Origin of the sequence: Streptomyces sp. NPDC015144 (genome assembly GCF_043079735.1) — a bacterium.
Lineage (GTDB): Bacteria > Actinomycetota > Actinomycetes > Streptomycetales > Streptomycetaceae > Streptomyces.
Map to the genome: position 1 here is coordinate 467972 of NZ_JBIBUU010000003.1, position 21356 is coordinate 489327.

20 protein-coding genes are annotated in these 21356 nt (G+C 70.8%); 12 read left to right on the forward strand and 8 right to left on the reverse strand.

The window, feature by feature from the left end:
• Positions 1-8 precede the first annotated feature (8 nt).
• The 8 genes from gap (at position 9) to ACF08W_RS08775 (ending at position 7781) form a co-directional block, all read left to right on the forward strand.
• On the forward strand, positions 9-1019 hold the full coding sequence (gene gap / locus ACF08W_RS08740; RefSeq protein WP_352275031.1) for a type I glyceraldehyde-3-phosphate dehydrogenase: 1011 nt from the start codon (positions 9-11) through the stop codon (positions 1017-1019).
• Between the two features lie 108 nt (positions 1020-1127).
• Positions 1128-2339: a phosphoglycerate kinase gene (locus ACF08W_RS08745; RefSeq protein WP_352275032.1), complete on the forward strand. Its 1212-nt coding sequence runs from the start codon at positions 1128-1130 to the stop codon at positions 2337-2339.
• A 5-nt stretch (positions 2340-2344) separates the two neighbouring features.
• On the forward strand, positions 2345-3133 hold the full coding sequence (gene tpiA, locus ACF08W_RS08750; RefSeq protein ID WP_352275033.1) for a triose-phosphate isomerase: 789 nt from the start codon (positions 2345-2347) through the stop codon (positions 3131-3133).
• A 115-nt stretch (positions 3134-3248) separates the two neighbouring features.
• Positions 3249-3485 (forward strand): preprotein translocase subunit SecG, encoded by a 237-nt coding sequence (secG, locus tag ACF08W_RS08755; RefSeq protein ID WP_352275034.1) that lies wholly within the window; start codon positions 3249-3251, stop codon positions 3483-3485.
• Positions 3486-3594: 109 nt separating this feature from the next.
• A complete protein-coding gene (locus ACF08W_RS08760) occupies positions 3595-3930 on the forward strand; it encodes an RNA polymerase-binding protein RbpA (protein ID WP_266720873.1) in 336 nt (111 codons plus the stop codon).
• A 152-nt stretch (positions 3931-4082) separates the two neighbouring features.
• The gene (gene pgi, locus ACF08W_RS08765; protein WP_392278844.1) at positions 4083-5735 is read left to right on the forward strand and encodes a glucose-6-phosphate isomerase; all 1653 of its coding nucleotides are present in this window, start codon (positions 4083-4085) and stop codon (positions 5733-5735) included.
• Between the two features lie 4 nt (positions 5736-5739).
• Positions 5740-6243: a PH domain-containing protein gene (locus tag ACF08W_RS08770; protein WP_352275036.1), complete on the forward strand. Its 504-nt coding sequence runs from the start codon at positions 5740-5742 to the stop codon at positions 6241-6243.
• On the forward strand, positions 6240-7781 hold the full coding sequence (locus ACF08W_RS08775; protein ID WP_392278845.1) for a PH domain-containing protein: 1542 nt from the start codon (positions 6240-6242) through the stop codon (positions 7779-7781). The genes ACF08W_RS08770 and ACF08W_RS08775 overlap by 4 nt, the downstream gene beginning before the upstream one ends.
• 64 nt (positions 7782-7845) lie before the next feature.
• Here the strand turns inward: ACF08W_RS08775 and pgl are convergent, their stop codons facing one another.
• From pgl to tkt, 5 genes are read right to left on the reverse strand one after another with little or no spacing between them, the layout of a single operon-like run.
• Positions 7846-8628, reverse strand: coding sequence for a 6-phosphogluconolactonase (gene pgl / locus ACF08W_RS08780; protein WP_392278846.1), 783 nt, complete (start codon positions 8626-8628; stop codon positions 7846-7848).
• Positions 8625-9635, reverse strand: coding sequence for a glucose-6-phosphate dehydrogenase assembly protein OpcA (opcA, locus tag ACF08W_RS08785; RefSeq protein ID WP_385211478.1), 1011 nt, complete (start codon positions 9633-9635; stop codon positions 8625-8627). Before opcA ends, pgl begins: the two co-directional genes overlap by 4 nt.
• Positions 9632-11164: a glucose-6-phosphate dehydrogenase gene (gene zwf, locus ACF08W_RS08790; protein ID WP_352275040.1), complete on the reverse strand. Its 1533-nt coding sequence runs from the start codon at positions 11162-11164 to the stop codon at positions 9632-9634. The genes opcA and zwf overlap by 4 nt, the downstream gene beginning before the upstream one ends.
• Before the next feature lie 5 nt (positions 11165-11169).
• Entirely contained in the window at positions 11170-12288 is a 1119-nt protein-coding gene (gene tal / locus ACF08W_RS08795) for a transaldolase (protein WP_352275041.1), read from the reverse strand.
• A gap of 34 nt (positions 12289-12322) precedes the next feature.
• Positions 12323-14425 carry a transketolase gene (gene tkt, locus ACF08W_RS08800; protein WP_392278847.1) on the reverse strand — a complete coding sequence of 701 codons (2103 nt, stop codon included), beginning with the start codon at positions 14423-14425 and terminating at the stop codon, positions 12323-12325.
• Positions 14426-14744: 319 nt separating this feature from the next.
• Here tkt and ACF08W_RS08805 point away from each other — a divergent pair, with 319 nt between their 5' ends.
• Together ACF08W_RS08805 and ACF08W_RS08810 are read left to right on the forward strand one after the other, a co-directional pair.
• Positions 14745-15698, forward strand: a complete 954-nt coding sequence (locus ACF08W_RS08805; protein ID WP_385211483.1) for a heme o synthase — start codon at positions 14745-14747, stop codon at positions 15696-15698.
• A gap of 96 nt (positions 15699-15794) precedes the next feature.
• Positions 15795-16151 (forward strand): hypothetical protein, encoded by a 357-nt coding sequence (locus ACF08W_RS08810; RefSeq protein ID WP_352275044.1) that lies wholly within the window; start codon positions 15795-15797, stop codon positions 16149-16151.
• A gap of 87 nt (positions 16152-16238) precedes the next feature.
• Here the strand turns inward: ACF08W_RS08810 and ACF08W_RS08815 are convergent, their stop codons facing one another.
• The 3 genes from ACF08W_RS08815 to ACF08W_RS08825 all read right to left on the reverse strand — a co-directional run bounded on the left by ACF08W_RS08815 (position 16239) and on the right by ACF08W_RS08825 (position 19019).
• Positions 16239-17252, reverse strand: coding sequence for a heme A synthase (locus tag ACF08W_RS08815; protein WP_385211485.1), 1014 nt, complete (start codon positions 17250-17252; stop codon positions 16239-16241).
• A gap of 76 nt (positions 17253-17328) precedes the next feature.
• Entirely contained in the window at positions 17329-18096 is a 768-nt protein-coding gene (locus ACF08W_RS08820; protein ID WP_392278848.1) for an ABC transporter permease, read from the reverse strand.
• Positions 18093-19019 (reverse strand): ABC transporter ATP-binding protein, encoded by a 927-nt coding sequence (locus ACF08W_RS08825; protein ID WP_385211487.1) that lies wholly within the window; start codon positions 19017-19019, stop codon positions 18093-18095. Before ACF08W_RS08825 ends, ACF08W_RS08820 begins: the two co-directional genes overlap by 4 nt.
• A 175-nt stretch (positions 19020-19194) precedes the next feature.
• On the opposite strand from ACF08W_RS08825, the gene ACF08W_RS08830 reads away from it, so the two are divergent.
• Entirely contained in the window at positions 19195-19935 is a 741-nt protein-coding gene (locus ACF08W_RS08830) for a metalloregulator ArsR/SmtB family transcription factor (protein ID WP_352275048.1), read from the forward strand.
• Positions 19932-21353, forward strand: coding sequence for a Fe-S cluster assembly protein SufB (gene sufB, locus ACF08W_RS08835; protein WP_352275049.1), 1422 nt, complete (start codon positions 19932-19934; stop codon positions 21351-21353). The genes ACF08W_RS08830 and sufB overlap by 4 nt, the downstream gene beginning before the upstream one ends.
• Positions 21354-21356 lie beyond the last annotated feature (3 nt).

Sequence of the window (21356 nt, forward strand, 5' to 3'; positions counted from 1 at the left end):
ATCGGTTCGTGACGATCCGCGTAGGCATCAACGGCTTCGGTCGCATCGGCCGCAACTACTTCCGCGCGTTGCTGGAGCAGGGTGCGGACATCGAGATCGTGGCTGTCAACGACCTGGGTGACACCGCGACCACGGCCCACCTGCTGAAGTACGACACGATCCTCGGCCGCCTCAAGGCAGAGGTCAGCCACACCGCCGACACCATCACCGTCGATGGTCACACGATCAAGGTGCTCTCCGAGCGCAACCCGGCCGACCTCCCCTGGGGCGAGCTGGGCGTCGACATCGTCATCGAGTCGACCGGCATCTTCACGAAGAAGGCCGACGCCGAGAAGCACCTCGCCGGCGGCGCCAAGAAGGTCCTCATCTCGGCCCCGGCCAAGGGTGAGGACATCACCATCGTGATGGGCGTCAACCAGGACCAGTACGACGCGGCCAACCACCACGTCATCTCCAACGCCTCCTGCACGACCAACTGCGTCGCGCCGATGGCCAAGGTCCTCGACGAGAACTTCGGCATCGTCAAGGGCCTGATGACGACGGTCCACGCGTACACGAACGACCAGCGGATCCTGGACTTCCCCCACTCCGACCTGCGCCGCGCCCGTGCCGCCGCGGCCAACATCATCCCCACCACCACCGGTGCCGCCAAGGCCACCGCCCTGGTGCTCCCGCAGCTGAAGGGCAAGCTGGACGGCATCGCCATGCGCGTCCCGGTCCCGACCGGTTCGGCCACCGACCTGGTCGTCGAGCTCCAGCGCGAGGTCACCAGGGACGAGGTCAACGCCGCGTTCAAGAAGGCCTCGGAGGACGGCGACCTCAAGGGCATCCTCTTCCACACCGAGGACCCGATCGTGTCGTCCGACATCGTCGGCGACCCGGCGTCCTGCACCTTCGACTCGTCGCTGACCATGGTTCAGGACGGGACGTCGGTGAAGGTCCTCGGTTGGTACGACAACGAGTGGGGCTACTCCAACCGTCTCGTCGACCTGACCGTCTTCGTCGGCGCCCGGCTCTGACCGTCGAACCGGCAGGTACCTCGATGTGAGCACGGGGCTCGAACAGCGCAACGTCGCGCCGTTCGGGCCCCGTGGCATGCTCTCCCGCTCTCCAAGGAGTCCAGCAAGATGAAGACGATCGATGAACTGATCGCCGAAGGGGTCACCGGCAAACGCGTGTTCGTGCGTGCCGACCTCAACGTGCCGCTGAGCGGCACCACCATTACCGACGACGGCCGTATCCGCGCCGTCGCACCGACCGTGAAGAAGCTGGTCGCGGCCGGCGCGCGGGTCGTCGTCGCCTCGCACCTGGGCCGTCCCAAGGGCGCCCCGGACCCGGCCTTCTCGCTGGCGCCCGCCGCCGCCCGGCTCGGTGAACTCATCGGGACCGACGTCGCGTTCGCGACCGACACGGTCGGCGAGTCGGCCCGCGCCACGGTCGCCGCACTGGGCGACGGGCAGGTCGCCGTCCTGGAGAACCTGCGCTTCAACCCGGGCGAGACGTCCAAGGACGACGCCGAGCGCGGCGCGTTCGCCGACCGGCTCGCCGAACTCGCCGACCTGTACGTGGGCGACGGCTTCGGCGCCGTGCACCGCAAGCACGCCTCGGTCTTCGACCTCCCGGCCCGCCTCCCGCACGCCGCCGGCGACCTGATCGCCACCGAGGTCGGCGTCCTGAAGAAGCTCACCGAGAACGTCGAGCGCCCGTACGCCGTGGTGCTCGGCGGCTCCAAGGTCTCCGACAAGCTCGGCGTCATCGACCACCTGCTGGAGCGCGCCGACCGCATCCTGATCGGCGGCGGCATGGCGTACACCTTCCTCAAGGCCCAGGGCCACGAGGTCGGCAGCTCGCTCCTCCAGGAGGACCAGATCCCGGCGGTGCTGGAGTACCTCAAGCGCGCCGAGGACCGGGGCGTGGAGTTCGTCCTCCCCGTCGACGTCGTGGTCTCCGAGCAGTTCCCGGACCTGAAGGCCAAGGCCCCGACCGAGCACCGCACGGTGCCCGCCGACGCCATGCCGGCCGGTTTCATCGGCCTGGACAACGGCCCCGAGACCAACAAGCTGTACGCCTCGAAGCTCGCCGACGCCGCCACCGTCTTCTGGAACGGCCCCATGGGCGTCTTCGAGCACCCCGACTACGCGCAGGGCACCCGGGCCGTCGCCCAGGCCCTCGTCGACTCCCCGGGCTTCAGCGTGGTCGGCGGTGGCGACTCCGCCGCCGCCGTCCGCACCCTGGGCTTCGACGAAAACGCGTTCGGACACATCTCGACCGGTGGCGGTGCCAGCCTCGAATACCTCGAGGGCAAGACGCTCCCCGGCCTCGCCGCACTGGAGGACTGACTTTCATGACTGCTACTGCCCATGGCCGGACCCCGCTGATGGCGGGCAACTGGAAGATGAACCTCAACCACCTGGAGGCCATCGCCCACACCCAGAAGCTCGGCTTCGCACTGACCGACAAGGACTACGACGCCGTCGAGGTCGCCGTCCTGGTGCCCTTCACCGACCTGCGGTCCGTGCAGACCCTGGTCGAGGGCGACAAGCTGAAGATCAAGTTCGGCGCCCAGGACATCTCGGCGCACGACTCCGGCGCGTACACCGGTGAGGTCTCCGGCCCGATGCTCGCCAAGCTCCGCTGCGCCTATGTCGCGGTCGGCCACAGCGAGCGCCGCCAGTACCACGGTGAGACCGACGAGCTCTGCAACGCCAAGGTGAAGGCCGCCTTCAAGCACGGCCTGACCCCGATCCTCTGCGTCGGCGAGGGCCTGGACGTCCGCAAGGCCGGTGACCAGGTCTCCTACACCCTCGCGCAGCTCGACGGGGGCCTGAAGGACGTACCGGCCGAACAGGCCGCGTCCGTCGTGATCGCGTACGAGCCGGTCTGGGCCATCGGCACCGGCGAGGTCGCCACCCCGGAGGACGCCCAGGAGGTCTGCGGTGCGATCCGCGGCCGGCTGGCCGAGCTGTACTCCCAGGAGCTGGCCGACGGTGTCCGCATCCAGTACGGCGGCTCGGTGAAGTCCGGCAACGTCGCCGCGATCATGGCGCAGCCCGATGTCGACGGCGCGCTGGTCGGCGGTGCCGCGCTGGACGCCGACGAGTTCGTCAAGATCGTCCGCTTCCGCGACCAGTGAGTATGCGGTAGCGCCGATCCGTCGTACTCTTGCGGGGGCCGTGGAGGGAGCAGCCTTCCGGCCCCCGCCGTTCGCACATGCAGTCCAGAGGAATTCCGGAAAGTAGGGACCAGCCGTGATTTTGGCGTTCGAGATCGCCCTGATCGTCTTCAGCCTGCTGCTGATGCTGCTGGTGCTGATGCACAAGGGCAAGGGCGGCGGCCTCTCCGACATGTTCGGCGGCGGCATGCAGTCGTCCGTCGGCGGCTCCTCGGTCGCCGAGCGGAACCTCGACCGCATCACCGTGGTTGTCGGACTGGCCTGGTTCGCGTGCATTGTGGCGCTTGGTCTGCTGATCAAGTTGGACAGCTGACCCGTCGTACGCGAATCCCGGTGATGGTGTAACTCCTTTCACTGGACGCGCGTTGGGCCTTACGTAGACTGGTGCACCTTCGAGCACCATCACGCAGGGAGTTACGACCGTGGCAAGTGGCAACGCGATCCGGGGAAGCCGGGTCGGAGCGGGGCCGATGGGGGAGGCCGAGCGCGGTGAGTCCGCGCCGCGCCTCCGCATCTCCTTCTGGTGCTCGAACGGGCACGAGACCCAGCCGAGCTTCGCCAGTGACGCGCAGGTACCGGAGACCTGGGACTGCCCGCGCTGCGGCTTCCCGGCCGGTCAGGACCGGGACAGCCCGCCGGCACCGCCGCGCACCGAGCCGTACAAGACGCACCTCGCGTACGTACGGGAGCGGCGCAGCGACGCCGACGGCGAGGCGATCCTCGCCGAGGCCCTGGCGAAACTCCGGGGCGAGATCTAGAAGTTCACCGGCCGGGCACCCCCAGGGTGCCCGGCCGGGCTGCTTCCGCCGTGCCGCCCGCCGCCCGCGCCTCGCCGGTGCCCCCGATCAATTAGGTTGGGAGGCGCAGCGGGGCAACTGCAGGCACGAGAAGAAGTGGGCTGATTTCCGGGATGAACACACCTAGCCGAACCAGGCTCGACCAGACGCCCGAGTGGACCGCACTGGGCAAACACCGCGAACAGCTCGGCACCACCCACCTGCGGGAGCTCTTCGCGGCCGATCCGGAGCGCGGCACCGGATACACCCTCCGCGTCGGCGATCTGTACGTCGACTACTCCAAGCACCTGGTCACCGACGAGACGCTGCGGCTGCTGCGCGCGCTCGCCGCGGCCACCGACGTGGCGGGGCTGCGGGACGCCATGTTCCGCGGCGAGAAGATCAACACCACCGAGGACCGCGCGGTCCTGCACACCGCGCTCCGCGCCCCGCGCGACGCGGTGATCGAGGTCGACGGCGCGAACGTGGTGCCCGGTGTGCACGCCGTGCTCGACCGGATGGCCGACTTCTCCGACCGGATCAGGTCGGGGGAGTGGACCGGCCACACCGGCAGGCCCATCCGCAACATCGTCAACATCGGCATCGGCGGCTCCGACCTCGGCCCCGCCATGGCGTACGAGGTGCTGCGCTCCTTCACGGACCGGGAGCTGACCTTCCGCTTCGTGTCGAACGTCGACGGCGCCGACCTCCACGAGGCGGTGCGCGACCTCGACCCGGCCGAGACGCTCTTCGTCATCGCCTCGAAGACCTTCACCACGATCGAGACGATCACCAACGCCACCTCCGCCCGCGACTGGCTGCTCACCGGCCTGCGGGCCGGCCAGGACGCGGTCGCCAAGCACTTCGTGGCGCTCTCCACCAACGCGGAGAAGGTCGCCGGGTTCGGCATCGACACCTCCCACATGTTCGAGTTCTGGGACTGGGTCGGCGGCCGCTACTCCTACGACTCGGCGATCGGGCTCTCCCTGATGATCGCCATCGGCCCGGACCGCTTCCGCGAGATGCTCGACGGCTTCCACCTCGTCGACGAGCACTTCCGCGCCGCGCCGCCCGAGGAGAACGTCCCGCTGCTGATGGGGCTGCTGGGCGTCTGGTACGGGGCTTTCTTCGACGCCCAGTCGCACGCCGTGCTGCCGTACAGCCACTACCTGTCGAAGTTCACCGCGTACCTCCAGCAGCTCGACATGGAGTCCAACGGCAAGTCCGTCGACCGGGACGGCAACCCGGTCGACTGGCAGACCGGCCCGGTGGTCTGGGGCACCCCCGGCACCAACGGCCAGCACGCCTACTACCAGCTGATCCACCAGGGCACCAAGGTCATCCCGGCCGACTTCATCGGCTTCGCCGAGCCGGTCGCCGACCTGCTGCCCGGCCTGGTCGCCCAGCACGATCTGCTGATGGCCAACTTCTTCGCCCAGACCCAGGCGCTGGCCTTCGGCAAGACGCCGGAGGAGGTGCGCGCCGAGGGCGTCGCCGAGGAGCTGGTGCCGCACAAGACCTTCCGGGGCAACCACCCGACGACGACGATCCTCGGCGACCGGCTGACCCCGTCCGTCCTCGGCCAGCTGATCGCGCTCTACGAGCACAAGGTCTTCGTCCAGGGCGCCGTCTGGAACATCGACTCCTTCGACCAGTGGGGCGTCGAGCTCGGCAAGGTCCTCGCCAAGAAGATCGAGCCGGTGCTCACCGGCGCCGAGGAGGGCGAGCGGCTGGACAGCTCGACCGCCGCGCTGGTCCGCGCCTACCGGGCCCGCCGGGGGCGCTGAGCCGATGACCACGGGGGAGGGGACGGTGCGGCTGCGGCCGCCGCGCAACATGCTGGACCCGAGGGCCGTGTGGTGGTGGCGGACCCGGTGTCTGCTGCTGACGGCGGCCCCGGTGGCGGTGCTGGCCGTACTGGGCCTGCTCATCGGGCCGGCCCGGTTCTGGCTGTTGCTGCCCGCCGCGATCCTCGTCGTGCTCGGCGCCGGCGGCACCGTCCTCCTCCCCTTCTGGTGGTACCGGACCCACCGCTGGGAGGTCACGGAGGAGGCGGTGTACGTCCGGACCGGCCTCCTGAGGCAGGAGTGGCGGATCGCCCCGATGTCCCGGATCCAGACCGTGGACACCGTGCGCGGACCGCTCGAACAGCTCTTCCGGCTCGCGACGGTCACCGTGACCACCGCGTCGGCCAGGGGCGCGATCCGCGTCGGGGGCCTCGACCACACCACGGCGGCCGAGCTGGCCGAGCGGCTGACCAGGATCACCCGGTCCACCCCCGGGGACGCCACATGACCTCCGAGACGGCGGAGACCGGTACCACCGACCTCCCCGCCACCGGCTGGAGTCCGCTGGACCCGCGCGCCGTCCTGGTCGGCGCGCTGGTCATGGCCGGGGTGGTGGCCGGCGCGGCCGTGCCCACCACGCTCGGCCTGGCCGGGCGGCTGGGCACCCCCGCCGCCGTCGCCTGGGTCGTCGCCGGGGCCGTGCTGCTCGTCGGCTCGGTGGCGGCCGGCGAGTACGTGCGCTGGCGCCGCACCCGCTACCGGATCGGTGCCGAACGGGTCGAGCTCCACACCGGCCTCTTCCTGGTCAAGAAGCGCTCCCTGGCCCGCGAGCGGATCCGCAGCGTCGACCTCACCGCCCATCCGCTGCAACGGGTGCTCGGTCTGGTCACCGTCCGCATCGGCACCGGCGAGCAGGCCAGCCACGACTCCACCCTGGAGCTGGACCCGGTCGCCCGCCCCGAGGGCGAACGGCTCCGCCGCGCACTGCTGGAGCGTACGGCCGGCACCGCCCCCGGCTCCCCCCGCGAGGGCCGCCTCGCCACCCTGGACCCGCGCTGGATCCGCTACGCGCCCGTCTCCTTCGTCGCCCCCGCGCTCGGCGGTGCGGCGGCCGGGAGCGTGATGCAGGTCAGCGACTGGTTCGGCGCGCAGCGACAGGTGATCGCCTGGGTCGGCGACCGGTTCCGGGACACCTCGGTCACCGCCATGATCCTCGTCCTCGTCCTGGCCGCGGTGGCCGCCGGGGTGGTCGGCGCGCTCGGCCTCTGGGTCGAGATGTGGTGGAACTACCGGCTGGAGCGGGAGCCCGGCGGCACGCTGCGCGTCCGGCGGGGGCTGCTGACCTCCCGGTCCGTCTCCATCGAGGAGCGGCGGCTGCGCGGCGTCGACGTGGTGGAACCGCTCGGCGTCCGGGCCCTGGGCGCCGCCCGCGTCGACGCGATCACCACCGGCCTCGCCAAGGACGAGGAGGAGCGGCACGCCGACCGGAACACCCTGCTCCCCGCCGCGCCCCGCCGGGTCGCCGACGCGGTCGCCGCCGACGTGCTCCGCCGGACGGACTCCCCGACCGGGGCCCCGCTGACCGCACACCCCCGGGCGGCCCTCGGCCGCAGGCTCCGCCGGGCGCTGTGGGCCGTCGCCGTCCCGTCGGCCCTCCAGGCCGTGCTGGGCGCGGTGCTGACGCCGGTGCTGCTCTGGACCGCGCTCGGCTGGACCACCGTCGCCCTCCCCGTCGGGCTGCTGCTGGCCCGGGACGCGTACCGGAGCCTGGGGCACACCCTCAGCGGCGACCACCTGGTGGTGCGCTCGGGCACGGTGCGGCGCTCGACCGCCGCGCTGGAGCGGGCCGGGATCATCGGCTGGACGGTCCGCCGGACCTACTTCCAGCGCCGGGCCGGAGTGCTGAGCGTCACCGCGACCACGGCCGCCGGATCGGGCGCGTACACGGCGTACGACACGGACACGGGCGAGGGCCTCGACTTCGCCGCCCGCGCCGTCCCCGGCCTGCTGGAGCCCTTCCTGGAGCGCGTCCCGCCCACCCCGTGACGCCACAGGCCCGGCCCGCTCCGAGGAGCGGACCGGGCCTGGTACCAAGCGGGGTGACGGTATGTCAGGGCGAGGCGGGCGGGTAGAGCGCGCGCGGCAGCCGGGAGGCCGCCGCCGCGTCCAGCAGCCACAGAGTGCGGCTGCGCCCGTACGCGCCGGCCGCCGGGGCCTGGATCTCCCCGGCACCCGAGAGCGCGATCTCCGCGGCCTCCGCCTTGTCCTCGCCCGCGGCCAGCAGCCACACCTCGCGCGCCGCCCGGATCGCGGGCAGCGTGAGCGAGATACGGGTGGGCGGCGGCTTGGGGGCGCCGTGCACACCGACGACGGTGCGCTCGGTCTCCCGCACCGCGGGCAGCTCCGGGAAGAGCGACGCGACATGGGTGTCCGGGCCGACGCCCAGCATCAGCACGTCGAACGTCGGCACCGGGCCGTGGTCCTCGGGACCGGCCGCGGCGGCCAGCTCCTCGGCGTACGCGGCCGCCGCCGCGTCGGCGTCGTTGCCCCACGGGCCGTTCGAGGCGGGCATCGCGTGCACCCGGAACGGGTCCAGCGCCACCGCGTCCAGCAGGGCCTCGCGGGCCTGCGTGACATTGCGCTCCGGATCGCCCTCCGGCAGGAAGCGCTCGTCGCCCCACCACAGGTCCAGCCGCGACCAGTCGACCGCGTCCCGGGCGGGCGCGGCGGCGAGCGCGGCCAGCAGGCCGTTGCCGTTGCGCCCGCCGGTGAGGACCACCGAGGCACGGCCGCGGGCGGCCTGGGCGTCCACGATCCGGGTGATCAGCCGGGCCGCGGCCGCCTGGGCCATCAGCTCCTTGTCGCGGTGCACGACGAGCTGCGGGGTGTTCACTTGGCCGCCGCCTTCTTGGCCGCGCTCTTCTTCGCGGGGGCCGGGGCGGCGGCCTCGGCCTCGGCCTGTTTCGGCTCCGGCCGCCCGCCGAGCTTGTCCACACCGAACTTGACCGTGGCCGCGTAGGTGTTGTCCGGGTCGAGCCGGCGCAGCTCCTCGGCGAGCAGCTCCGAGGTCTCCCGCCGCTTGAGCGCCACCGCGCGGTCCGGCTGGCCCTGCATGGAGAGCGTGGCCAGCGAGCCGTCGGGGCGGTCCAGGACGATGACGCCGTTCTTGGTCTCCATCCGTACGGCCGTCAGACCGGGACCGGCGGAGACGGTGCGCTCCACCGGCACCTGGAGCCGGTCGGCGAGCCACATGGCGAGCAGCTCGCAGCTCGGGTTCTCCGACTCGCCCTCGACGGTCGCCGAGACGACCTGGACCTGCTGCTGGTCGAGCGCGGCCGCCAGCATCGAACGCCACGGCGTGATGCGGGTCCAGGCCAGATCGGTGTCGCCCGGGCTGTACGCGTCGGCGCGGACCGCCAGCTCGCTGCCCGGGTGCTCCGCCGCGTACGCGTCGGTGATGCGGCGCTGGGCGAGCGCGCCCAGCGGGTCCTTCGCCGCGTCGGCGGGCGCGTCCTGGGGCCACCAGACCACGACCGGGGCGTCCGGCAGCAGCAGCGGCAGGACCACCGACTGGGCGTGGTCGACCAGCTCGCCGTGGAGGCGCAGGACGACCGTCTCGCCGGTGCCCGCGTCGGAACCGACCCGCACCTCGGCGTCGAGCCGGGCGTCCCGCCGGCTGCGCGCCGACCGGCTGACCCGCTTGATCACCGCGATGATCCGGGAAGGGTGCTCGCGCGAGGCGTCACCGGCCGACTTGAGCGCGTCGTACGCGTTCTCCTCGTCGGTGACGATGACCAGGGTGAGCACCATGCCGATGGCTGGGGTGCCGATGGCCCGGCGCGCCGCGACCAGCGCCTGGTTGATCTTGCTGGAAGTGGTCTCCGTGAGATCGATCTTCATGGCCGGCGCCAGCTCCGTCCGTCTCGTGCGAGCATCTCGTCGGCCTCGGCCGGACCCCAGGTGCCCGCCGGGTACTGGGCGGGCTTGCCGTGCTTGTCCCAGTACTCCTCGATCGGGTCGAGGATGTTCCAGGAGAGTTCGACCTCCTGGTGCCGGGGGAAGAGGTTGGCGTCGCCGAGCAGCACGTCGAGGATGAGCCGCTCGTACGCCTCCGGGCTGGACTCCGTGAAGGACTCGCCGTACGCGAAGTCCATCGTGACGTCCCGGACCTCCATCGAGGTACCGGGCACCTTGGAGCCGAACCGCACGGTCACGCCCTCGTCCGGCTGGACCCGGATGACCAGCGCGTTGCCGCCCAGCTCCTCGGTGGCACCGGACTCGAAGGGCAGGTACGGGGCCCGCTTGAAGACGACCGCGATCTCCGTGACCCGGCGGCCGAGCCGCTTTCCGGTACGGAGGTAGAACGGCACGTCCGCCCAGCGGCGGTTGTTGATCGTCAGCTTGATCGCGGCGTAGGTGTCGGTCTTCGACCTGGGGTCGATCCCGTCCTCCTCCAGATAGCCGAGGACCTCCTCGCCGCCCTGCCAGGCGTGCGCGTACTGCGCGCGCACCGTGTGCTTGCCCAGGTCCTCCGGCAGCTCGACCGCCGTGAGCACCTTCAGCTTCTCGGCGACCAGGGCCTTCGGGTGGAAGGAGCCGGGCTCCTCCATCGCGGTCAGCGCCAGCAGCTGGAGCAGGTGGTTCTGGATGACGTCACGGGCGGCGCCGATCCCGTCGTAGTAGCCGGCCCGGCCGCCGATGCCGATGTCCTCGGCCATCGTGATCTGGACGTGGTCGACGTACGACCTGTTCCAGATCGGCTCGAACATCGTGTTGGCGAACCGCAGCGCCAGGATGTTCTGGACCGTCTCCTTGCCCAGGTAGTGGTCGATACGGAAGACCTCGTTGGGCGGGAACACGTCGTGCACGATCCGGTTGAGCTCCTGCGCGCTCTTCAGGTCGTGGCCGAAGGGCTTCTCGATGACGGCACGCCGCCAGGAGCCCTCCTTCTGGTCGGCGAGTCCGTGCTTCTTGAGCTGCTGGACGACCTTGGGGAAGAACTTCGGCGGCACGGACAGGTAGAAGGCGAAGTTGCCTCCCGTGCCCTGCGCCTTGTCCAGCTCCTGGATCGTGGTCTTCAGCTGCTCGAACGCCTCGTCGTCGTCGAAGTTGCCCTGGACGAAGCGCATCCCCTGGATGAGCTGCTGCCAGACCTCCTCGCGGAACGGCGTACGGGCGTGCTGCTTGACGGCGTCGTGGACCTCCTGCGCGAAGTCCTCGTCCTGCCACTCGCGGCGGGCGAACCCGATCAGGGAGAAGCCCGGCGGCAGCAGACCGCGGTTGGCCAGGTCGTACACGGCCGGCATCAGTTTCTTGCGGGACAGGTCGCCCGTGACGCCGAAGATCACCAGACCCGACGGCCCCGCGATGCGCGGGAGCCGTCGGTCCTGGGGGTCACGAAGCGGATTGGCTCCGAGAACACCGGACAAGGTGGTCAGCCCTCCGAAGGGGCGAGGCGCTTGAGCTCCGCCTCGGTCGAGTTGAGCAGGTCGATCCAGGCCGCTTCGAACTTCTCGACGCCCTCGTCCTCCAGGAGCTGGACGACGTCGTCGTACGAGATGCCGAGCTTCGCCACGGCGTCCAGCTCGGCGCGGGACTGCTCGTAGCTGCCGGTGATGGTGTCGCCGGTGACCCGGCCGTGGTCGGCCGTGGCCTCCAGGGTGGCCTCGGGCATGGTGTTGACGGTGCCGGGGGCGACCAGGTCGACCACGTACAGGGTGTCCTTGTACGCGGGGTCCTTGACGCCGGTCGAGGCCCACAGCGGGCGCTGCTTGTTGGCGTGCGCCTTGTCGAGGGCGGCCCAGCGGTCCGAGGAGAAGACCTCCTCGTACGCCTGGTAGGCGAGCCGGGCGTTGGCGAGGGCCGCCTTGCCCTTGAGGGCCTTGGCCTCGTCGGTGCCGACGGCGTCGAGCCGCTTGTCGATCTCGGTGTCCACCCGGGACACGAAGAAGGAGGCCACCGAGTGGATCCGGGACAGATCCAGGCCCGCGGCCTTCGCCTTCTCCAGGCCCGCCAGGTAGGCGTCCATGACCTCGCGGTAGCGCTCCAACGAGAAGATCAGCGTGACGTTGACGCTGATGCCCTTGCCGATGACCTCGGTGATCGCCGGGAGACCGGCCTTCGTCGCCGGGATCTTGATGAGCGTGTTGGGCCGGTCCACCAGCCAGGCCAGCTGCTTGGCCTCGGCGACGGTGGCGGCGGTGTGGTGGGCCAGCCGGGGGTCGACCTCGATGGAGACCCGGCCGTCCTGGCCCTCCGTGGCCTCGAAGACCGGGTGCAGGATGTCGGCCGCGTCCCGTACGTCCGACGTGGTGATCATGCGGATCGCCTCGTCGACGGTGACCTTGCGGGTGGCGAGGTCGGTGAGCTGCTGCTCGTACCCGTCACCGGAAGAGATCGCCTTCTGGAAGATCGACGGGTTGGTGGTGACGCCCACGACGTGCTGCTGGTCGATCAGCTCGGCGAGGTTGCCGGAGGTGATCCGCTTGCGCGACAGGTCATCGAGCCAGATCGCCACGCCCTCGTCGGAGAGGCGCTTGAGTGCGTCTGTCATGAGAAATGCATCTCCTACTAGTCGTATAACGGCGTCAGCGCGTGGCTGCCGCGAGAGATTCCCGCGCCGCGGCGGCGACGTGCCCGCCGGTGAAGCCGAACTCGCGGAAGAGGACCTTGGCGTCGGCCGAGGCGCCGAAGTGCTCCAGCGAGACGATCCGGCCCGCGTCGCCCACGTAGCGGTACCAGGTCAGGGCGATCCCGGCCTCCACCGCCACGCGCGCCTTCACGGACGGCGGCAGCACGCTGTCCTTGTACGCCTGGTCCTGCTCCTCGAACCACTCGACCGACGGCATCGAGACCACCCGCGTCGGGATGCCGGCCGCCTGGAGCTCCTCGCGCGCCTCCACGGCGAGCTGCACCTCGGAGCCCGTACCGATCAGCAGGACCTGCGGAGCCGTGCTCCGCCCGTCGGCCCCTTCGGCCTCGAAGAGCACGTAACCGCCCTTGGCCGCGTCCTCGTTGACCGGGTACGTGGGTACGCCCTGGCGGGTCAGCGCCAGACCGTGCGGGGCGCCCTTGCCGAACACCTTGGTGTAGCGGCGCAGGATCTCCCGCCAGGCGATGGAGGTCTCGTTGGCGTCGGCCGGGCGGACGATGTTCAGCCCCGGGATGGCGCGCAGCGAGGCCAGGTGCTCCACCGGCTGGTGGGTCGGGCCGTCCTCGCCGAGACCGACCGAGTCGTGCGTCCACACGTACGTCACCGGCAGGTGCATCAGCGCGGACAGCCGCACCGCGTTGCGCATGTAGTCGGAGAACACCAGGAAGGTGCCGCCGTAGATGCGGGTGTTGCCGTGCAGCGCGATGCCGTTCATGGCCGCGGCCATGGCGTGCTCGCGGATGCCGAAGTGGATCGTGCGCCCGTACGGGTCCGCGCCCGGCAGCGGGTTGTCCGCCGGGAGGAACGACGACGTCTTGTCGATCGTGGTGTTGTTCGAGCCCGCGAGGTCGGCGGAGCCGCCCCACAGCTCGGGGACGATCGCGCCGAGCGCCTGGAGCACCTTGCCCGAGGCGGCCCGGGTCGCGACGCCCTTGCCCGGCTCGAAGACCGGGAGCGCGTCCTCCCAGCCCGCGGGCAGCTCGCCGGCCGAGATCCGGTCGAACGCGGCGGCGCGCTCCGGGTTGGCGGTGCGCCAGGCGGCGAAGCCCTTCTCCCACTCGGCCCGCACCTCGCGGCCGCGGTCCAGCGCCTCACGGGTGTGCGCGATGACCTCGTCGGCGACCTCGAAGGTCTTCTCCGGGTCGAAGCCGAGGACCCGCTTGGTGGCGGCGACCTCCTCGTCGCCCAGCGCCGAGCCGTGCGCGGCCTCGGTGTTCTGGGCGCCCGGCGCGGGCCAGGCGATGATCGAACGGGCCGCGATGAACGACGGGCGCTCCGTCTCGGCCTTGGCCGCCTGGAGCGCGGCGTACAGACCCGCCGGGTCCAGGTCGCCGCTGGGCAGCTGCTCCACGCGCTGGACGTGCCAGCCGTACGCCTCGTACCGCTTCAGGGTGTCCTCGGAGACCGCGGTCTCCGTGTCGCCCTCGATGGAGATGTGGTTGTCGTCCCAGAGCAGCACCAGATTGCCGAGCTTCTGGTGGCCGGCCAGCGAGGACGCCTCCGCGGAGATGCCCTCCTGGAGGCAGCCGTCACCGGCGACGACCCAGATCATGTGGTCGAAGGGGGAGGTGCCGGGGGCCGCGTCCGGGTCGAAGAGGCCGCGCTCGTAGCGGGCGGCCATCGCCATGCCCACGGCGTTGGCGACACCCTGGCCCAGCGGGCCGGTGGTGGTCTCGACGCCGGTGGTGTGGCCGTACTCGGGGTGGCCCGGGGTCTTCGAGCCCCAGGTGCGGAATGCCTTGAGGTCGTCCAGCTCCAGGCCGTACCCGGCCAGGTAGAGCTGGATGTACAGGGTCAGGCTGCTGTGCCCCGCCGAGAGCACGAACCGGTCGCGCCCGGTCCAGTCGGCGTCGGCGGGGTCGTGCCGCATCACCTTCTGGAAGAGGGTGTACGCGGCGGGAGCCAGGCTCATGGCCGTACCGGGGTGTCCGTTCCCGACCTTCTGTACGGCGTCCGCGGCGAGGACACGCACGGTGTCCACGGCCCGCTGGTCCAATTCGGTCCACTGGAGATCTGTGGTGATCGGCTTGGTGCTCACCCTGAGTCAGGGCTCCTCTCCACTGTCGTAAACCGGTGACTGAGACCGCACCGGGCGTTGTCGAGCCTACCCTCGCCGGAACGCGCCCTTTCCGCTGCTTTCCAGGGTGCGGGCGGCCCGGGGAGTTCGCCTCCCGGATGAGCACGGGGGGTCACTTCCGAGCTGTCCGGGCAGGTCCCGCCGCCCGCGCGGGGGCGCCGCCCCAACACGAGCCACCCCCGCGAAGAACGGCGTGTCCCCAACGTCTACAGTGGTCTGGTTCGCGCAAGTCTTTACCGGGCCCTCACGCCCGGAGCTTGCTGGGATTTCTCTGTCAGGGGTGTGCGTGACGGCCGTCGAGTCCCGACCCGCAGGGGTCGCCTTGACTCCCAGCCCAGGGGGCCATCGCCCGTTCGGGGCCCGTGTCAAGGCGTTCGTGGCGCTGACCAAGCCGCGGATCATCGAGCTGCTGCTGATCACCACCGTTCCGGTGATGTTCCTCGCCGCCCAGGGCGTGCCGAACCTCTGGCTCGTCCTCGCCACCACCGTCGGCGGGTACCTCTCGGCGGGCGGCGCCAACGCGCTGAACATGTACATCGACCGCGACATCGACGCGCTGATGGACCGCACCGCGCAGCGTCCGCTGGTCACCGGAATGGTCAGCCCGCGCGAGTGCCTGGCCTTCGGCATCTCCCTCGCGGTGATCTCGACGGTCTGGTTCGGCGTGCTGGTCAACTGGCTGTCCGCCTGGCTCTCGCTCGGCGCGCTCCTCTTCTACGTCGTGGTCTACACGATGCTGCTGAAGCGCCGGACCGCGCAGAACATCGTCTGGGGCGGGATCGCGGGCTGCATGCCGGTCCTCATCGGCTGGTCCGCCGTGACCGACTCGATGTCCTGGGCCGCGGTGATCCTCTTCGCCGTCATCTTCTTCTGGACGCCGCCGCACTACTGGCCGCTCTCCATGAAGGTGAAGGAGGACTACGCCCGGGTCGGCGTCCCGATGCTGCCGGTGATCGCCTCCAACAGGGTGGTGGCCCGCCAGATCGTCATCTACAGCTGGGTGATGGTGGCCGTCTCCCTGCTGCTCACCCCGCTGGGCTACACGGGCTGGTTCTACACCGCGGTGGCGCTGGCCACCGGCGGCTTCTGGCTCTGGGAGGCGCACGGCCTGCAGAACCGCGCCAAGGCCGGGGTGACCGGGGCCAAGCTCAAGGAGATGCGGCTGTTCCACTGGTCGATCACCTATGTCTCGCTGCTCTTCGTCGCCGTGGCGGTCGACCCCTTCCTCAGGTAGTCCCGCTCCTGGTCCCCGTCGATGGGCGGGGTACGTGGCCCAGCCCACGTACCCCGCCCATCGCGCGTTCCCCTACCCGTCGGTAGCATCCTGACCATGGCTGAGACGGGTGACACCCAGGTGGAGAGCGGCAAGCAGGCGGCCCGCGCGGAGCGCAGGGCGGCGAAGCTCGCCAAGGAGATCGGTGCCTTCGCCGAGGCGCACGGCGGAGCGGAGGGGCAGCTCGCCTACCTCGGGCAGATGGGCGCCCGCATCGTGCTGGTGGGCGAGGACGGCGGCTGGGGCGATCTGGTCGCCCCCTCGTACGCGATCGCCGAGAGCGCCACCCGGAAGGCCGGGATCACGATGCACGAGTCCTTCGACGGGGACTTCGCGGCGAAGGTCCGCACCGGCCCGTACGAGTGGACGCGGATGGCCGGCATCCAGGTGGGCGGCCCCGCCAACCCCGCCTGACACCCGCCCCGCGCGACGAGAAGAGCCGGACGGTTCCCGAGAGGGGAAACCGTCCGGCTCTTCGCGTCGTGAAGGGGGCCGTACGGGTCAGCCGGCCGCCGCGGGCTCCGGCTGACCGGCCGCCGGTCCGGGCACCGCCACGGGGGCCGAGGGACGCTCGCGCAGCGACAGGAGCACCCGTACGACGGCGATCCACACGAGGCACGAGCCCAGCATGTGCAGGCCGACCAGGATCTCCGGCGTGTCGGTGAAGTACTGCACGTATCCGATCAGGCCCTGCGCCATCAGGACGAGGAAGAGGTCGCGGGCCCGGTGCCGGGGCCCGACGGGCGCGTCGACGGCCTTCAGGACGAACCAGAGCGCCACGGTCAGCGCCACCACGGCCCAGGCCAGGTCGGCGTGGAGCTGGGCGATCATCTTCCAGTCGATCGGGATGCGGTGCACGTCGCTGGAGTCGCCCGCGTGGCGCCCCGCGCCCGTCACGACCGTACCGACCGCGACCAGCAGCCCCGAGACGCCCGCGAGCAGCCAGGCCAGCTGGGAGACCGCCTTGCCGACCAGCGGCCGGGGAGCCTCGTCGCCCTCGCCGACCCGCTGCCAGGTCACCATCGCGACGGTGATCAGCGCCGTGGAGAGCAGGAAGTGCGCGGCGACGGTGTACGGGTTCAGCCCGACCAGCACCACGATGCCGCCGAGCACCGCATTGCCCATGACCACCCAGAACTGGAGCCAGCCGAGCCGGGTCAGGGAGCGGCGCCAGGGCTTGGCCGAACGGGCGGCGATGATCGCCCACCCGACGGCCGCGCACAGCACGTAGGTCAGCATCCGGTTGCCGAACTCGATGACGCCGTGGAAGCCCATCTCGCTCGTGGTCGTCAGGCTCTCGTCGGTGCACTTGGGCCAGGTGGGGCAACCGAGGCCGGAACCGGTCAGCCGCACCGCGCCTCCGGTCACGACGATGATCACGGCCATGACGACGGCCGACATGGCCGCACGCCGGACCGTACGGGGGGACGGCGTCCACCGCTCGGCGATGTACTGGAGGGGATTCCGCACGGCTTGAGCGACTTCGGCTCGGGTCAGCTTGGGCACGCGCACCATCGTAGGCGGAGGCTTGTGCAAGCTTTCACGAGGGGGACGAGTTGCCTGAAACCGTCGACACAGCGCGGTCGGGCCCTCACTCCCAGCGGAAGAACCGCGCCGCCGCGCCCAGCCCCAGCACCGCCCACACCGCCAGTACGCCGAGGTCGCCCCAGGGCATCGACGCCCCGTGCTGGAGCACCTCGCGCAGCCCGTCCGAGAGGGCCGTGATCGGCAGCAGGTCGAGCACCGACCGCACCGCGTCCGGGAACTTGTCCAGCGGCACGATGACCCCGCCGCCCACCAGCAGCAGCAGGAAGACCAGATTGGCCGCGGCGAGCGTCGCCTCCGCCCGGAGCGTCCCGGCCATCAGCAGCCCGAGCCCGGAGAAGGCCGCCGTGCCCAGCACCAGCAGCAGGAGGACGGCGAGGGGGTTGCCCTGCGGCGACCAGCCCAGCGCGAACGCGATCACGGTGAGGAGCACCACCTGGAGCACCTCGGTGAACAGCACCGCGAGGGTCTTCGCCGTCATCAGCGCCCAGCGGGGCAGCGGCGAGGCGCCCAGCCGCTTCAGCACCCCGTAGCGGCGCTCGAACCCGGTGGCGATGGCCTGGCCGGTGAAGGCCGTGGACATCACGGCGAGGGCGAGGATGCCGGGGGCCAGGAAGTCGACCGCCTCGCCCGCGCCGGTGTCCACGATGTCGACCGCGCTGAACAGCACCAGCAGCAGCGTCGGGATGACCACCGTCAGGAGCAGCTGCTCGCCGTTGCGCAGCAGCATCCTGGTCTCCAGCGCGGTCTGCGCCGTGATCATGCGGCCGAGCGGAGCGGCGCCCGGCCGCGGGGTGTACGTACCGGCGCTCATGCGCGCAGCTCCTTGCCGGTCAGTTCCAGGAAGACGTCCTCCAGGGTGTGCCGTTCCACGGAGATGCCCGAGGGCATCACGCCGTGCTGGGCGCACCAGGAGGTGACGGTGGCGAGCAGCTCCGGGCCGACGTCGCCGCTGATGCGGTACGTGCCCGGGACGAGCTCGGCGGTCTCGGTGCCGTCGGGCAGCGCCTTCTGGAGCGAGCCGAGGTCGAGGCCGGGGCGGCCGGTGAAGCGCAGGGTGTTCTCGGCGCCGCCGCGGCAGAGCGTCTCGGGGCTGCCCTGGGCGATGACCCGGCCCGCGTCGATGATCGCGACGTCGTCGGCCAGTTCCTCCGCCTCGTCCATGAAGTGCGTGGTGAGCACGGTGGACACCCCGTCGGCGCGCAGTTCGCGCACCAGCTCCCAGGTGGAACGGCGGGCCTGGGGGTCGAGCCCGGCGGTCGGCTCGTCGAGGAAGACCAGCTCGGGGCGGCCGACGACGGCCATCGCCAGGGCGAGCCGCTGCTGCTGGCCGCCGGAGAGCCGCCGGTAGGTGGTGCGGCCGCAGCCGCCGAGGCCGAGGCGCTCGATCAGGGCGTCGACGTCCAGCGGGTGGGCGTGCAGTTTCGCCATGTGGCGGAGCATCTCGTCGGCGCGCGCCCCGGAGTAGACGCCACCCGACTGGAGCATCACACCGATCCGGGGGCGCAGCCGCGCGGCGTCGGCGACCGGGTCGAGACCGAGGACCCGTACGGTCCCGGCGTCGGGGCGGCGGTAGCCCTCGCAGGTTTCGATGGTGGTGGTCTTGCCGGCGCCGTTGGGGCCGAGGACGGCGGTGACGGTGCCGGTGCGCACGCACAGGTCGAGGCCGTCCACCGCGGTCTTGGAGCCGTAGCGCTTCACCAGGCCGCGGAGCTCCACGACGGACTCGCTCTTCATGGCCGGTAAGTCTAAGCGCTGCCCCGCGGGCCCCCGAGGGCGAGCCGGGCCCCCCGTCCCCCGCTCCCCGCAAGGCCTCCGGGCCCTGATTAGGTGACCCTAAGTGATGAATGGCACCATAGATCGTTTCGGACCGTGGTTGTCAGGCGCCGATGAATTACGCAACAATGGCGTTGTGAAATATGTCGGCGAGGCTCCGCGGGAGGAACCCGCGACCGGTGAGCGCCCCACGCGCAACCGGGTCGCGCGGTCGATCCTGGACCACGGCCCGTCCACCGTCGCCGAGCTGGCCGAGCGCCTCGGTCTCACCCAGGCCGCGGTCCGCCGCCATCTCGACGCGTTGGTCTCCGACCGCATCGTCGAACCCCGCGAACAGCGGGTCTACGGGGCGCGGACCCGGGGCCGCCCGGCCAAGGTGTTCGCCCTCACCGACTGCGGCCGGGACGCGTTCGACCAGTCCTACGACGCTCTCGCGGCGGACGCCCTGCGCTGGATCGCCGAGACCTCCGGCGAGGAGGCGGTCGGCGCCTTCGCCCGCGCGAGGATCGCGGCCCAGGCCGGGGCGTACCGTGAGGCGGTCGAGGCGGCGAGCCCCGAGGAGCGCACCGAAGCCCTGGCCAGGGCGCTGTCCGCCGACGGGTACGCTGCTACGGCGCGTAGCGCGCCCGGTCCGCAACAGGGCGAGCAGCTGTGCCAGCACCACTGCCCGGTCGCCCACGTCGCCGAGCAGTACCCCCAGTTGTGCGAGGCGGAGACGGAGTTCTTCTCCAGCCTTCTCGGGACGCATGTGCAGCGTCTGGCCACCATCGCCCACGGCGACGGCGTGTGTACGACGTACATCCCGCGCAGCGGCCACCCCGCACCACAGACCACCCCATCAGCATCCGCAAGCAAGGCCGGGAGGAACCCCGCATGACGCTCCCCACGGAGACTGCCCACCCCGAACTCGAGGGCCTGGGTACGTACGAATTCGGCTGGGCCGACTCCGACGCGGCAGGCGCCGCCGCCAAGCGCGGGCTCTCCGAGGAGGTCGTCCGCGACATCTCGGCGAAGAAGAACGAGCCCGAGTGGATGCTGAAGCTGCGTCTCAAGGGCCTGAAGCTCTTCGACAAGAAGCCCATGCCGAACTGGGGCTCCGACCTCTCGGGCATCGACTTCGACAACATCAAGTACTTCGTGCGTTCCACGGAGAAGCAGGCGGAGTCCTGGGAGGACCTGCCCGAGGACATCAAGAACACCTACGACAAGCTCGGCATCCCGGAGGCGGAGAAGCAGCGCCTGGTCGCCGGTGTCGCCGCGCAGTACGAGTCGGAGGTCGTCTACCACCAGATCCGTGAGGACCTGGAGGAGCAGGGCGTCATCTTCCTCGACACCGACACGGCGCTGAAGGAGCACCCGGAGCTCTTCAAGGAGCACTTCGGCACCGTCATCCCGGTCGGCGACAACAAGTTCGCCTCCCTGAACACGGCCGTGTGGTCCGGCGGCTCGTTCATCTACGTGCCCAAGGGTGTCCACGTCGACATCCCGCTCCAGGCGTACTTCCGTATCAACACGGAGAACATGGGCCAGTTCGAGCGGACGCTGATCATCGTCGACGAGGACGCCTACGTCCACTACGTCGAGGGCTGCACCGCCCCGATCTACTCCTCCGACTCGCTGCACTCCGCGGTCGTCGAGATCATCGTGAAGAAGGGCGGCCGCTGCCGCTACACGACGATCCAGAACTGGTCGAACAACGTCTACAACCTGGTCACCAAGCGGGCCGTGGCCTACGAGGGCGCGACCATGGAGTGGGTCGACGGCAACATCGGCTCCAAGGTCACCATGAAGTACCCGGCCGTCTACCTGATGGGCGAGCACGCCAAGGGCGAGACCCTGTCGATCGCCTTCGCGGGCGAGGGCCAGCACCAGGACGCCGGCGCCAAGATGGTCCACATGGCGCCCAACACCTCCTCCAACATCGTCTCCAAGTCGGTGGCGCGGGGCGGCGGCCGCACCTCCTACCGCGGTCTGATCGAGATCGGCGAGGGCGCCCCGGGCGCCAAGTCCAACGTGCTCTGCGACGCGCTGCTGGTCGACACGATCTCGCGCTCCGACACCTACCCGTACGTCGACGTCCGCGAGGACGACGTCTCCATGGGCCACGAGGCGACCGTCTCCAAGGTCTCCGAGGACCAGCTCTTCTACCTGATGAGCCGCGGTCTGACGGAGTTCGAGGCGATGGCGATGATCGTGCGCGGCTTCGTCGAGCCGATCGCCAAGGAGCTGCCGATGGAGTACGCCCTCGAACTCAACCGGCTGATCGAGCTGCAGATGGAGGGTTCGGTCGGCTAGGAC